The organism is Kitasatospora sp. NPDC058218, from assembly GCF_042882445.1.
GTDB lineage: Bacteria > Actinomycetota > Actinomycetes > Streptomycetales > Streptomycetaceae > Kitasatospora.
On sequence record NZ_JBHVWC010000076.1, the window covers coordinates 36,215 to 49,926 of the forward strand.

Consider the following 13,712-nt stretch of genomic DNA (forward strand, 5'->3'; position numbering starts at 1 on the left):
AGGATCACCCGAACAGGGGGCGCGCGAGCGCACAGGCGCGCGCAGCACAAAGCGGCGCGCCCCGGACGGATCCGGGGCGCGCCGCGCCGAAATGAGCAGCCCTCAGGCCTTCGGGCCCGTCGACTGCACGACCTCGAAGGACCACAGGGTCGAGCCGGACGCCGCCGGGCGCTTGGGCGCCTCGCCCTCGGCGGCCGGCGGTCCCTGACGGTGGGCTGCCTGCATCGGGCCCTCCATCCAGGCCTTGAACGCGTCCTCGTTGGCCCACCGCGTGTAGACGAGGTACTGGTCGGTCCCCTCGACCGGGCGCAGCAGCTCGAACCACTCGAAGCCGTCCGAGTTCTCCACGGACCCGGCCCGCGAGGCGAACCGCTTCTCCAGCTCCGCCCGCTGCTCGGCCGGAACCGTCAGCACATTGATCTTCACGACGGCCACGCCGCACCTCCTCGTCCGCCGGGGCCCGCCGAGGGCCCCGGCCCTGTTCGTTGCGAGCAGTCTGCTACACCTGACACCCCGCATCCGCCCGAGGTCAGGCGATCCACGGCGGAACGACGCGGTCGGCGTCCCTCGGCGCCAGTCCGCAGGCGCCCTCCGGGGTGACGGCGTCCGGGTTGTAGGCCACCGACGGGGTGGGCGAGGCCACCACGGCGGTGAATCCGGAGTCGGTGCGCACCTGGCGGGCCGCGTCCGCCGGCAGGACGAGGGTGTCGCCCGCCCCCACGGTGAGCACCTCGCCGGCGAGGTCGACGGTGGCGTCACCGGTCAGGAAGGTCCAGATCTGCTCGGTGCTCATGGCGTGCAGCGGGCCCTCGCGCCCCGGCACCATGTCGACGTGCCACATCGCGAGTCCGGTGCCGCCCTGGGTGGGCGAGGCGAGGGTGGTCATGGCGGCGTTGGGCGTCTCGGTGCGGCGGGCTTCGGTACTGCGGACGACTGACATGTGTGGCGGCCCCCTAGAATGGTCAATGACGTTGTCTATATGGTCAATGAGGTTGTCTATCATGTCAAGCGACTCCCCTCCGAGCGGCTCTCCGAGCGACTCCGCTCCCCCCGGCTACGAGCTGCCCCTGCGCCTGCTGCTCGCCTTCCGGCTGATCATCGACGAGCTGCACGAGCGGATCGCCCGCGAGGGCCACCCCGACCTGCGACCGATGCACGGCTTCGTCTTCCAGGCGATCGGCCCGGACGGCACCACCGCCGTCGAGCTCGGCCGCCGCCTCGGCGTCTCCAAGCAGGCCGCGGGCAAGACCGTCGAACAGCTCGAACAGCTCGGCTACGTCGAACGCGGCAGCGACCCCGCAGACGCCCGCCGCAAGGTGGTCCGGCTCACCGCGCGCGGCGTCGACTGCCTGGTCCGGTCCGCCCGGATCTTCGACGAGCTGCGCGCCCAGTGGTCCGACACCCTCGGCGAGGAGCGACTGCGCGCCCTGGAGGCGGACCTGCGCGCGCTGGCCCCCGGCGACCCGTTCCGGCTCGACACCCCGCGTTGGTTCGGCACCCCCTGAGGGAGCGCGGGCACCAACGGGCGCACCGGCGAGGAGGGCTAGACCGGCCGCCGTTCCCCGTACTGCTCGTGCCCCGGTCCGGTCCGGTCCGGCCGGTCGCGCTCGTCCGCGCAGAGGGCGGCGGAGAGCTTGGTCAGCAGCTCGGCGAGGTCGGCGTACTGCTTCTCGTCCCAGTCGCCGAGCAGTTCGGAGAGCTGCTCGCGACGGGCGGCCACCAGCCGCAGCGCCGCGGCCTCCCCCGGTTCGGTGAGGCGCAGCGGGAGGCCGGCGGTCCGCGAGGCCAGACCCCGGCTCTCCACCTCCCGGGCGGCTTCCTCGATGACGGCGACCGGCACCACCCGGCGCTCGGCCAGGTCGGCGGGATCGGCCGAGCCGTGGTGGTGCATCTGCAGCAGCAGCCAGCTGGACGCCGGCTTGAGGTCGAGCCCGGCCGCCGCGGTGATCCTCCGGAACAGGTCGCGCCGGGCCTCCCGGGTGGTCAGCACCGACAGGGCGCGGGCGATCTCGTCCAGCGAGGACCGCTCCACCGGGTTGAGGCCGATCGACTCGCTCAGGTCGGGTGCGGTCACCGTCGAGCGCAGCTTCTGCTCGCGCAGGAAGAGCGACAGCACGAAGGCGACCACGACCACCGGCACCGCGTACAGGAAGACCCGGGTGATCGACTCGGAGTACGCGTGGTGGATCGCGTCCTGCGTGGCGGCCGGCAGCCCGGCGATCATGCGCGGGTCGGAGCTGATCGTCCCCGGGTCGAAGCCGGGTGGCAGCGGCACCCCGGACGCCAGGGCGTCGGACAGCCGGCTGTTGAGCCCGGAGGCGAAGACGGTGCCGAAGATGGAGACGCCGAACGACGCCCCGATGGACCGGAAGAAGGTGGCGCCGGCGGTGGCCACCCCCAGGTCCTGGTAGCCGACGGAGTTCTGCACGATCAGCACCAGCACCTGCATCACCAGGCCCAGGCCGAGGCCGAAGACGAGGAAGTAGCAGCTCATCTCGAAGGTGCTGGTGTGCTCGTCCAGTGTGGAGAGCAGCAGCAGGCCCACCGTGGTGACGGCCGTCCCGGCGATCGGGAAGATGCGGTAGTGACCGGTGCGGGCGACGATCTGGCCGGAGCCGATCGAGGTGAGCAGCATCCCGAGGACCATCGGCAGCATGTGGATGCCGGACATGGTCGGCGAGACCTCCATGACCACCTGGAGGAACGTCGGCAGGTAGGTGAGCGCGCCGAACATCGCGAAGCCGACCACGAAGGAGATGACGGCGACCAGGCTGAACGTCCGGGAGCGGAACAGCCGCAGTGGCAGGACCGGTTCGACCGCGGTCCGTTCGACCTGCACGAAGGCGACCAGCAGGACGAGGCCCAGCACGCCCAGTCCGACGATCTGCCAGGAGCTCCAGCCCCAGGTCGTCCCGCCGAGCGAGGTCATCAGCACCAGGCAGGTGGCCACCGAGGCGATCAGCACGGTGCCCAGGTAGTCGATCCGGTGCCGGCGCTTCACCTCCGACCCGTGCAGCACGGCGGCGATCACCACCAGGGCGACCACGCCGATCGGCAGGTTGATGTAGAAGACCCAGCGCCAGCTGAGGTTGTCCACGAAGAGGCCGCCGAGCAGCGGTCCGAGCACGCTGGTGACGCCGAAGACCGCGCCGAACAGGCCCTGGTACTTGCCGCGGTCCCGGGGTGAGACCAGGTCACCGACGATGGCCTGGGAGAGCACCATCAACCCGCCGCCGCCGAGGCCCTGGAGGGCCCGGAAGGCGATCAGCTCGCCCATGTTCTGGGCGATGCCGCAGAGCACCGAACCCACCAGGAAGATCACGATCGAGGCCTGGAAGAAGCGCTTCCGGCCGTACATGTCGCCGAGTTTGCCCCAGAGCGGGGTGGCGGCCGTGGAGGCCAGCAGGTAGGCGGTGACCACCCAGGAGAGGTGCTCCAGGCCGCCGAGGTCGCTGACGATGGTGGGCAGGGCGGTGGAGACGATGGTCTGGTCGAGCGCGGCCAGCAGCATCGCCAGCAGCAGGGCGCCGATCGGCACCCAGAGGTTGGGGACGGTGACCTCCGGCGGGCCGGGCTCGCTCGCCGGGCTGCGGTCGGACGCGGCGATCGGATCCGTCATCGGGTCTCCGTAGGGGTCGCGGGCCCCGGTCGGCGGGGTCCGTGCGGATGATCACTCCCAGCTCACCATGCTGTCAGAAATGCCCTGGTTTGCGCCGTTCAGTTGAGCCGAACGTAAGAACGGCGGCCATTCGGGGGACGCCACCGTCCCGCCGACCGTTCATCGGGTCACAACCGTCACCAACCGTCACAACACCCCCGCGGGTGCCCGGACCCCCCTGTCCACCCCTGGGACCGTCCTGCATAATCAGGCGCGTTCGCCCCCGGGAACACACGTCCGAGGGCGGGCGGGAAACGATCCGAGACCGAGGAGGACCGGCCGATGCCGGACCAGCACTGCCCGACGTGCGGCACCGCACGCTCCGCCGGGTGCAGGTGCCTCCCGGATCCGAGCCTGACCGAGACCGCCGTCCTCCCGCACCTCGAAGGCCCGCCGCTGGTCCGCCCGTACGTGCCGCAGGCCGTCGGCCGGATCGTGGACATGCCGCCGGTGGACGTTCCCGCGGACCCGTTCGCCACCACCGTGCTGCCGCCCGCCCAGGGCCCCGGGATACCGCCGGCCGGGCCGGACGCGGACGCCTACGCGACCACCGTGCTGCCCCCGGTGATGTCGGTCCCCCCGCCGGGCCCCCGCCCGACGGTGGAACAAGCCCCGGCCGAGGACGCGGAGATCGGCTACTTCCCGTTCGACGGGGCGGCGCCCGGCGCCGCCGGTGGCCGGGCCGCCCGCCGCGCGGCCGAGCAGGCCGAGGGGGGCGGGCCGGCCCGGCGCAAGGGCCTGCTGGTGGCGGGCGGCGCCGCGCTGCTGGTGCTCACCGTCGGCCTGGCGTACGCGGTGACGCCCTCCGCCGAGCCGAACGACCGGGCGCAGCCCGCGCCCTCCACGACCCTGGCCCCCGCGCCGGTCGACCCGACCGGCCCGGCGGAGCCGAGCCCGAGCGCGCCGCCGTCCACCAGCGCGGCGCCGAGCCCGTCCCCGAGCAGGACGGCCAGGTCGAGCCCGAGCAAGGCGGCGACCCCGAGCGCCACCGCGGCGACGACCGCCCCGGTCGCACCCGCTCCCCCGGCGCCGGCCACCACGCCGCCCGCGCCGACGCCGACGCCGGTCACCCCGACGCCGACGGCGACCACACCGACGCCGACCCCGACCGTGCGGGTGCTGGAGCGCGGGATGACGGGGCCCGACGTCAAGGACATGCAGCTGCGGCTCGCCGCCACCTCGTGCGGCTTCGTCGACAAGTCGATCGCCACCAGCACCTTCGACTGGTGGACCCAGACCGTGCTCGGCGACTACCAGCGCACCTTCAAGATCAAGGGCGAGACCGGGTCGAACGGCGCCTTCTACGGCCCCAAGACCCGGGCCGCCCTGGAGAGCGACCCGGGGACCTGCTGACGGCCCACCACCTGCCGACCGCACGCCGGCCGGCGATCGTGCACCACCGTGCACCACCCGGCCGGCCGCTCGTCAGCCGATGACCGGACGTCAGCCGGTGACCGCCTGGAAGATGCTGAACCCGGCCATCAGCACCATGATGCCGGCCGCCACCCGGATGATCATCTTCATCGGGACGTGCTTCAGCAGCTTCTGCCCGCCGAGGATCGCGATCCCGGCGACGGCGCACAGGGCCAGCCAGGCGCCGATGCCGACGGCGAGCGGGTCGGCGTACTTGGCGGCCAGGTTGGCGGTCATGATCTGGGTGAGGTCGCCGAACTCGGCGATCGCGACGACCACGAAGCTGGCCCCGGCGACCTTCCAGAAGCTGTTCGCGGAGGGCTCCTTGGCGGCGTGGCCGTCCTCGTCGTCGCCGCCGCCGTGGAAGAGCAGCATCGCGGCCCCGGCCAGGAACAGCACGCCGGTGACGCCCTCCACCCAGCGGTGCGGGAGCAGCGAGAGCAGGTGCCCGGCGACCAGGGCGATGCCGACCTGGAGGGCGAAGGCGGCGGCGATGCCCGCGAAGACATAGCTCGCCCGGTACTTGGCGCCGAGCATCAGGCTGGCCAGGGCGGTCTTGTCCGGCAGTTCGGACAGGAAGACGATGCCGAAGGTGATCGCGGCTACGGTCAGGCTCATCGGGGGTTCGGTATCCCTCGGGTCGGGCTGCCGGGCCTCGGCAGCTCCGCGAGGGGACGCTCCGGCCCGACAGCGCTGGTCAGAACATCACAGCACTGCGGCCGAAGGTCTCGCCGGCACCCTGCTACGGATGCCCCGGGCGCCGGGCCCCTGGGGGCCAGTATGTCGACGGTCCGGTGGAGGGCTACTCCCCTTCAACGCGCCAAGCCTACCCGATGGCTCCGGGCGCCGCGGTGCCCACCAGCCCCCGGGCGACCAGTTCCAGCACCACCACGACCGCCACCGACTCCACCGCCAGCAGCCCGATCAGCACGAACAGCTGCACCGCGCCCGCCTGCACCGGGGAGGCGCCGCCGAGCAGCATGCCGACGAACGCGCCGGGCAGTGTGACCAGGCCCACCGTCCGGGTCTGGTCGAGCGCCGGGACGAGCGAGGTCGCGGCGGCGGTCCGGCAGACCTCCAGCCGGGCGTCGCGCTCCTCGAAGCCCAGCGCGAGCGCCGCCTCCACCTCGCCGTGCCGCTGGCGCAGCTCGTCCAGGGCGCGCCGGCCGGCCAGCGAGGTGGCGGTGAGCGCGCCGCCGATCAGGATGCCCGCCACCGGGATGATCGAGAGGCCCTTCGGCGGCAGCAGCCCGACGGCCAGCAGCAGCGCGAGCACCGGCAGCACTGCGGCGCCGATCGGCACGGCCGCCCGGATCCACTGCGGTCCGGCGGTCATCCGCCGGCCGGCCGTCCGCACCGCGACGGTGAACATCAGCAGGACGAACAGCGCCGACCACCAGAGCGAGCCGACCACCCAGGTGATCACCAGCGCGACGGCGGCCAGCTGCACCACCGCGCGCAGCCCGGCCCGCAGCACCGCGTGCCCCTGCCCGAGCAGGCCCCAGCCGGCCACCGCCACGGCGGCGGCCAGCAGGACGGCGGTGACCACTCCCAGGGTGGGGGTGACCGGCAGCAGCTGGTTCTGCGCGGCCGCCGAGAGCGCCACGCCTCAGATCCAGCTGGTGAACCACATCCGGTCCTGCCAGGACGTCATGGGGATCACCTCCGCCGTGTAGAGCGGATAGAAGAAGGCGAAACAGGCCACGATCGCCAGCACGATCAGCCCGGCCCCGGCCGCGCCGATCCGGCGCCGTTCGGGTGAGCAGCCCTGCGGCCCGAGCATCGCGCCGAGCATCTGCGCGACGGCCAGGCAGAGGAAGGGGACCAGCACCACCATGTAGAAGGAGAAGACCGTCCGCTCCTGGTACTGGAACCAGGGCAGGTAGACGCCGGCGACGCCGCACAGCACCGCGCCCGAGCGCCAGTCCCGGCGGAAGAACCAGCGCCAGAGCAGGTAGACCAGGGCGAAGCAGGCCGTCCACCAGAGCAGCGGGGTGCCGAGGCCGAGGATCTGCGCGGCGCAGCCGCCGGAGGCCGTGCAGCCCTGCTGCCCGTTCGGCACCTGCTCCCAGTACATGGAGACCGGGCGGCCCTGGACGAGCCAGCTGAACGGGTTCGACTGGTAGGTGTGCGGGGTGCTCAGACCGGTATTGAAGTCGTACATCTGCGCGTGGTAGTGCCAGAGGCTGCGCAGCGGGGCCGGTACCCAGCTCATCGGGACCTGCGGCAGCGGGACACCGAGGAAGCTGTCGGCGGAGAGCCCGGCCCGGCCGTCGGCCCAGTGCCGGTCGTACCCGCCGCCGCTGCGGCCGCCGGCGGCGAGCCAGCCGGCCCAGGAGCCGACGTACACCACCAGGGCCGAGCCGACCATGGCGAGCAGGGCGGGCAGCGCGTCCCGGCGCAGCATCGAGCGCCAGGGGCGGCGGGCGCCGGCCCAGCGGCGTCCGGACTGGTCCCAGAGCACGGTGAGCAGGCCGAAGGCGGCGAGCACCGGGGCGCCGTTCCACTTGACCGCGCAGGCGGCGCCGAGGGCGACACCGGCGGCGATCCGCCAGGGGCGCGGGCCGAGGCGGATCCGGTCGCCGTCCGGCTCCCCTCCGTCGCGGGCGGCCGCCAGCCGGGCGCGGGCGTGGTCGCGGTCGATCAGCAGGCTGCCGAAGGCGGCGAGGACGAAGAACATCTGGACGCCGTCCAGCAGGCCGACCCGGCTCATCACCAGTTGGAGGCCGTCGACGGACATCAGCAGGGCGGCGGTGCAGCCGATCAGGGTGGAGCCGAAGAGCCGGCGGCCGATCCGGGCCAGCATCAGCACGGTGACGGTGCCGAGCAGGGCGGTCATGAACCGCCAGCCGAAGGGGTGCAGGCCGAAGCCCCACTCACCGAGCGAGATGACCCACTTGCCGAGCGGCGGGTGGGCGATGAACTCGGGCGAGGCGGTGAGCGGGATGTGCTGCGGCACGCCCAGGATGTCGGCGTTGGCGCTGTCCGGCCAGGTGCCCTCGTAGCCCTGTTCGAGCAGCGACCAGGCGTCCTTGGGGTAGTACGTCTCGTCGAAGACGAAGGCGTTGGGGTGGCCGAGGTTCCAGAACCTGAGCAGTCCGGCGAAGAGCGCCACGCCGATCGGCCCGAGCCAGCCGGCCCGTTCGGCCACCCACCGCGGCAGCCCCCGACGGGCCGGTGCGGGGGCTGCGGGGGCCGCTGGTGCGGGTGGGTGCATGAGCGCCGCTTGCGTCATTTCCTCGCCGATTCGCCTGTCTCGCCTGTGCCGGCCGGGGCCGCGCGGTCAACAGCCACTGACACTATGTGCCGGTGGTCGCGAATCCAAGCGCGACGGGCGCCGTCCAGGTGACCCGGACGGCGCAGTCGCCGCATGTCAGGGCGGGCGTCACGCGGCGGTCTGGAGCTCCCGGACCGGGATGGTCGTGCGGACGACCGCCGGGGCGGCGTTGTCCTGGGCCGCCGTGAGGTGGGGCCGCAGCCGCAGCGCGAGGACCACGATCAGCACGGTGGAGCCGGCCATCGCCGCCAGGTAGAGCGGCCAGGTGCCGGAGCCGACCAGCAGCACGCCGACGGCCGGGCCGACCGCGATCGCGACCTGCTTCACCAGGGCGTACCCGGAGTTGTAGGTGCCGAGCAGCCGGGCCGGGGCGAGATCGGCGACGATCGGCCCCAGGGTGGGGGCGAGCAGCGACTCGCCGACCCCGAACAGGGCGTAGATCGAGACGATCGCGACCGTGGCGGCCATGGTCTCGGTCCGGATCAGACCGGCCACCAGGGCCATCGCCCAGGCACCCAGCCAGACCACGCCGGCCGCGGCCATCGCGGTGGTGCGCCGGCGGCGGGCGGTGATCCGCACCATGAACATCTGCAGCACCACGATGGTCAGCGCGTTGGCGCCGATGGCGATGCCCAGGGTGGAGGGCGCGGTGCCGACGGTGTCGGTGGCGAAGGCCGCGACGCCGGACTCGAACTGGCCGTAGCAGGTGAAGAAGATCAGCCCGGCGAGCACGCAGAGCCGCAGCATCGCCTTGTCGGCGACCAGCGCACGCAGGCCCTGGGGGCCCTGCGCCGCCCCCTGGAGCAGGACCGGGGCGGCGTTCGGGATCCGGGCACTGCCGGTGACCAGGGCCAGGCCGAGGAAGGTGACGGCCTCGATGGTGAACAGCCGGGTCAGGCTGGCCGGGTCGGCGACGTCGACGATCTGGCCGCCGACCAGCGCGCCGATGCCCATGCCCAGGTTGATCAGGGTGAACTGCAGCGCGAAGGCGTGCGACCTGGTCGCGGCGGTCGAGCAGCGGACGATCATCGTGGCGAGCGCCGGCTGGCAGGTGGTGACACCCGCGCCGAACAGGAAGGACGAGACCAGCAGGGCCGGAGTGCCGGTGGCGTGGCCGAAGGCGAACGCGCCGGTGGCGGCGAGCGCGGCGCCGGCGAGCAGCACCGGGCGCGGGCCGTACCGGTCGATGCCGCGTCCGGTGAAGGGGAGCACGGCGAGCGCGGCCAGCGCGAAGACGGTGAACACCATCCCGGCGGCCAGCGAGCCCAGGCCCCGCACCTGGTCCACGTACACGAACATGTACGGCATCGTGAACCCGCTGCCGAACGCACTGAGCGCGTTGCCGATCTGGACGCGGCGCAGCGGGCCGCCCGCCCCATGACGCTGCTGCCTCTGCTGCTTCACCGTGCCGGTCACCGTGCACACCCCTTCACTGGGTTTCGATGGATACTCTTAAGCCCAGAAGATTTAAGAGCTAAAGTCTGCCGAGATAAAGTCTTAGCACCGGAAGAGTGTGGAGTCAAAGGCTTAAGGTGTGCACCCCACGTGCGACACTGGTCCGCATGACAGCAGACAAGCCCGCGACGGCCGCCCCCGACGAGCTGGGCATCGCCGAGCAGGTGGCCGTCTACCAGCGGGAATTCCCCACCGTGGACCCGCAGGTGGAGACCATCGTGCAGACCCTGTCCCGGGTCGCCCGGCGGATGGGTGTCGCCTACAGCCGGCAGCTGACTGTGCTCGGAATCACCTCCGCCGAGTGGGAGGTGCTCAAGGCCCTGGTGGTCGCCGGCAGCCCGTACCGGCTCGGGCCGGGCGAGCTGGCCAAGCGGCTCGGGCTCACCCCCGCCGCGATGACCCACCGGATCGACCGGATGGTCGCCGAGGACCTCGTCACCCGGGAGCGGGACGAGACCAACCGGGTCCGGGTGATCATCGAGCTGACCGAGAACGGCCGCGACAAGTGGCTGGAGTCGATGCGGATGGCCGCCGTCTTCGAGGAGGAGCTGCTCCAGGACGTCGTCGGCGAGGACCGCACCGTCCTCTCCGGGATGCTGGCCCGCATGCTGCGCCGGATCGAGGAGAGCCAGCCCGACGCGCTCGGGCGCACCGACGACCTGGCCTGAGCGGCCGGTCCGGCGCGGGCAGCGTGGGAACGTGGAAAGTCCGGCCCGCAGGGGGATCGTCCCCCGGCGGGCCGGACTCGTCTGGCGCGAGGGTCCGTCAGGCCCTCAGGTACTCGGGTGTTCAGGTACTCGGGTGTTCAGGTGCTCGGGTGTTCAGGTGCTCGGGCACTCGCGTGTCGCGGTGCCCGGGCGGTCGACCGGTACGGCCTCAGCAGGGGCCGTTGTCGGTCCAGACGCCCCACTGACCGGTGGTGGCGGGGTCCTCGCCCTTGGTCCACCACTTGTTGGTGTAGTAGTGGCCCTTCCAGGAGACCTTGGTCGAGGTGGCGTAGGTGGTGGCCGCGTCCCAGCTCGGGGCGGCGGAGCAGCCGGCCGGAGCGGTCGGGGTGGCGGTCGCCGTCGGGGTCGCGGTGGCGGTGGCCGTCGCGGTCGGGGTCGGCGTGGGGGTCACCGTCGGGGTCGGGGTCGGGGTGGGGCTCGGCGCGGCCGGGCAGGCGGCGGCGGAGCCGTTGGTGGCCTCGACCATCTTGTCGAACAGCGCGGTCTTGGTACCCAGGTCGTACAGCGAGAAGGCGAAGGAGCCGCCGAGGCCGTTGCAGTGGGCGTAGTCGACCTTGGCCTGGATCGACCGGGTGTCCTCACCGCTCCAGAAGGTGGAGCCGTCGTAGAAGTACGTGGTCTTCGCCGTGTCGTCCCAGAAGGTCCTGGCCGGGTTGTCGACGAAGCCCGCGAGCTCCTTGTACATCTGGATGCCGGGGACGTTGCCGGACATCGCCGCACCGGCGGCCGGGCCCGTGGCGGGCTGGAAGAGGCCGTTCTTGCCGTTGTTCTGGACTCCGGTCCAGCCGCGGTAGTAGAACGGGACACCCACGTTGATCTTCTTGGCGGGGAAGCCGCCCGGGATGCCGTAGTCGGTGTCACCGGCGGTGTACGCCTTGATCGCGGCGTCGACCGAGTACTTGCCGTTGCCCGGCTTGGCCGGGGTCATCGGGTCGTCCGGACCGGAGTAGATCGGGGCCTGGTGGTTGGTCGGGCCCTTGGCGTCCCACGCACCGTGCATGTCGTAGGTCATGATGTCCAGGAACGTGAGGTACTGGCCGATCTTGTCGGTCTCCACGTTGCGGATCTTGTCCTGGCCGGCGCCGACGGCCGCCGCGGTGGCGTAGGTCTTGCCGTCGACCTTGCCCTGGGCGTCCAGCTGCTCGCGCAGCTCCTTCAGCAGCAGGGTGAAGTTCTGCTTGTCGTTCGGGCTCTCCAGGTTGCCGGTGTGGCCACCGCCGCCCGGGTACTCCCAGTCGATGTCGACGCCGTCGAAGATGCCGGCCGCCGAGCCCGGGCCGCCGTAGCCGGCGTCCACCGGCAGGTTGCCCTTGATGAACATGTCGATGCAGGACGAGACCAGCTTCTTGCGCGAGGCGTCCGTGGCGGCCGCCGCCGAGAAGTACTTGGAGTACGTCCAACCGCCCAGCGAGATCAGGATCTTGAGGTTGGGGTTCTTCGCCTTCAGCTTCTTCAGCTGGTTGAAGTTGCCCGCGATCGGCTGGCCCCAGGCGTCGCCGACGCCGTCGACCGAGATGTCCGGACCGAAGCTCTTCTGGTAGTCGGCGAACGCGTCACCCGCACCGTCACCCGCGTTCGGGTTGTTGTCGTCCTGGCTCGCGGCCTTGGTGGCCTCGAAACAGTTGAGGTTGGTGGGGTGGATGTTGGCGAACGAGTAGATCAGGTAGTCCAGCTTCCCGGCGACGCCGGTGTCCTGGATCGTCTTCGGGTAGTACGCGTTCGCGTAGATCGACCACTGGTCGAAGTAGGCGACCTTGATGCCACCGCTGGTGGCGGGCGCGCCGGTGGAGTTGGTGACGGCCGCGCTGGCCGAGGCGCCGCCGGTGAGGGCGAGGCCCGCGCCGAGCAGCAGGGAGGCGGTCGTGCCGACCGCGAGGGCGGCCAGGCTCTTCGGGCGCCGGCGGCGGCCGCCCTCCTGAGCCGGGGTCCCGGCCCTTTCGATACGTGAACGGAGCATGGGTGCGTGACTCCTGGTTGTGGGGGATCCGCCGCGCCTGGCGGGCTCGCACGGGGTGGGGCCGTGCGACCAGGGCATGACAGAACGGGGGAAGGGAATCGAGCGGGAACATGCCTTGACGGACACCGGGATATGCCGAACCGGCGCCCGCGGCCACAGACCGCTGACGCCGGTTCAGGGGCTCCCTGCACCTGTGGATTAAAATGGACTAGACCAACTCCCCCGTCAAGGGGTGATGTTGAGGCTTGAGTCGCCCTTAAGGTTGCGCCCCCGCCGCGCCGACCGCGCTGACCTGCGGATCAGTACCTGACGGCATTGGCCACCACGACCTTGACCGTGCCGGAGAGGTCGCGGTTGCTGCGTGCCGTGGCCTGCGCACTCTGCCCGGCGCCCACGTCCGGAACGGTCACCGCCGTCGCGTCCAGCACGTTGCCGGAGTCGTCGGTGAAGTTGACCTGGATCACGTACCGGTTGGCCTGCTGCTCGTGGTTGCTGACGGTGAGCGTCGCCTCGGCCTTGCCGTCCGAGGCGATCGTCACCGCGCCCGCGGTGACGTCCCCCTTGGCGTCCAGCCCGCCCTTGACGTTCGCGACCGCCGAGGAGGCCGCCGCCTCCGCCGAGGAGGCCACCGAGGCCACGGCCGAGGAAGCGGCCGAGGAGAGCCCGCTCGCGGCGGAGGCCACCGCCGAGGCGGCGGCGGAGGCCGCGGCCGACACCCCCGACTCCACCGCGCCGGCCGCCGAGGAGACGGCCTTGCCCGCCGTGCTGTCGGAGGAGCAGCCGGCCAGGGCCGTCGCGCCCAGGACGGCCGCGGCCAGCGCACCGGCCACGGCCCGGCGCGGGCGGCGGACCACCGGAGCGGTGACGTCCTGGGCGGTGGTACGGGTGGGGCGGTTCGCCCCGGTCGGCGGCTGGCGGTCCATGGTGTCCTCGTTTCTGCGCATCGGCGTCCCTTCACTTCGGTGTCCGCGCGCTTCGGCGGCTCTGCGCTCCGGCTCGGCGCCGGGCTGCCCGGCACACCTCACGCCCACCCTCCGAGGCCGTGGCCGGGCCCGCCAACAGGGCTGATGCATCCGGGTGAGGGCCCGCGCGGGCCGCTCGCGCGGGCGGGGGGGGGGGGCGGGCGCGGGGCGGGCCCGGGGCCCCCCCCCCCGCCACCCGGTCGGCCCGCACCCGGCGCAGCGCGTCCCAGGTCAGTACCGCCAGCGCGGCCCAGACCAGGGA

12 protein-coding genes are annotated in these 13,712 nt (G+C 72.4%); 3 read left to right on the forward strand and 9 right to left on the reverse strand.

Annotation, left to right across the window (positions count from 1 at the left end):
• Positions 1–102 precede the first annotated feature (102 nt).
• Together ACFVYI_RS36160 and ACFVYI_RS36165 are read right to left on the reverse strand one after the other, a co-directional pair.
• Positions 103–435 carry an antibiotic biosynthesis monooxygenase family protein gene (locus ACFVYI_RS36160; RefSeq protein ID WP_387893483.1) on the reverse strand — a complete coding sequence of 111 codons (333 nt, stop codon included), beginning with the start codon at positions 433–435 and terminating at the stop codon, positions 103–105.
• A 94-nt stretch (positions 436–529) separates the two neighbouring features.
• Positions 530–940, reverse strand: coding sequence for a cupin domain-containing protein (locus tag ACFVYI_RS36165; RefSeq protein ID WP_387893485.1), 411 nt, complete (start codon positions 938–940; stop codon positions 530–532).
• Between the two features lie 61 nt (positions 941–1,001).
• On the opposite strand from ACFVYI_RS36165, the gene ACFVYI_RS36170 reads away from it, so the two are divergent.
• Positions 1,002–1,505, forward strand: a complete 504-nt coding sequence (locus tag ACFVYI_RS36170; RefSeq protein WP_387893487.1) for a MarR family winged helix-turn-helix transcriptional regulator — start codon at positions 1,002–1,004, stop codon at positions 1,503–1,505.
• A 38-nt stretch (positions 1,506–1,543) separates the two neighbouring features.
• Here the strand turns inward: ACFVYI_RS36170 and ACFVYI_RS36175 are convergent, their stop codons facing one another.
• On the reverse strand, positions 1,544–3,619 hold the full coding sequence (locus tag ACFVYI_RS36175) for a DHA2 family efflux MFS transporter permease subunit (protein WP_387893489.1): 2,076 nt from the start codon (positions 3,617–3,619) through the stop codon (positions 1,544–1,546).
• A gap of 321 nt (positions 3,620–3,940) precedes the next feature.
• On the opposite strand from ACFVYI_RS36175, the gene ACFVYI_RS36180 reads away from it, so the two are divergent.
• On the forward strand, positions 3,941–5,011 hold the full coding sequence (locus ACFVYI_RS36180) for a hypothetical protein (RefSeq protein ID WP_387893491.1): 1,071 nt from the start codon (positions 3,941–3,943) through the stop codon (positions 5,009–5,011).
• A 90-nt stretch (positions 5,012–5,101) separates the two neighbouring features.
• Here the strand turns inward: ACFVYI_RS36180 and ACFVYI_RS36185 are convergent, their stop codons facing one another.
• From ACFVYI_RS36185 to ACFVYI_RS36200, 4 genes are all read right to left on the reverse strand, one after another.
• Positions 5,102–5,689 (reverse strand): TMEM165/GDT1 family protein, encoded by a 588-nt coding sequence (locus ACFVYI_RS36185; RefSeq protein ID WP_387893493.1) that lies wholly within the window; start codon positions 5,687–5,689, stop codon positions 5,102–5,104.
• Between the two features lie 208 nt (positions 5,690–5,897).
• A complete protein-coding gene (locus ACFVYI_RS36190; protein ID WP_387893494.1) occupies positions 5,898–6,677 on the reverse strand; it encodes an ABC transporter permease in 780 nt (259 codons plus the stop codon).
• Positions 6,678–6,680: 3 nt separating this feature from the next.
• On the reverse strand, positions 6,681–8,306 hold the full coding sequence (locus ACFVYI_RS36195; protein ID WP_387893496.1) for a dolichyl-phosphate-mannose--protein mannosyltransferase: 1,626 nt from the start codon (positions 8,304–8,306) through the stop codon (positions 6,681–6,683).
• A 150-nt stretch (positions 8,307–8,456) separates the two neighbouring features.
• The gene (locus ACFVYI_RS36200; protein ID WP_387893498.1) at positions 8,457–9,752 is read right to left on the reverse strand and encodes an MFS transporter; all 1,296 of its coding nucleotides are present in this window, start codon (positions 9,750–9,752) and stop codon (positions 8,457–8,459) included.
• Positions 9,753–9,910: 158 nt separating this feature from the next.
• Here ACFVYI_RS36200 and ACFVYI_RS36205 point away from each other — a divergent pair, with 158 nt between their 5' ends.
• Positions 9,911–10,471 (forward strand): MarR family transcriptional regulator, encoded by a 561-nt coding sequence (locus tag ACFVYI_RS36205; RefSeq protein WP_360628675.1) that lies wholly within the window; start codon positions 9,911–9,913, stop codon positions 10,469–10,471.
• 208 nt (positions 10,472–10,679) lie between these two features.
• Here ACFVYI_RS36205 and ACFVYI_RS36210 read toward each other — a convergent pair whose 3' ends face one another.
• Positions 10,680–12,488: a glycosyl hydrolase family 18 protein gene (locus tag ACFVYI_RS36210; protein WP_387893500.1), complete on the reverse strand. Its 1,809-nt coding sequence runs from the start codon at positions 12,486–12,488 to the stop codon at positions 10,680–10,682.
• 299 nt (positions 12,489–12,787) lie between these two features.
• A complete protein-coding gene (locus ACFVYI_RS36215) occupies positions 12,788–13,432 on the reverse strand; it encodes a hypothetical protein (RefSeq protein ID WP_387893502.1) in 645 nt (214 codons plus the stop codon).
• Positions 13,433–13,712 lie beyond the last annotated feature (280 nt).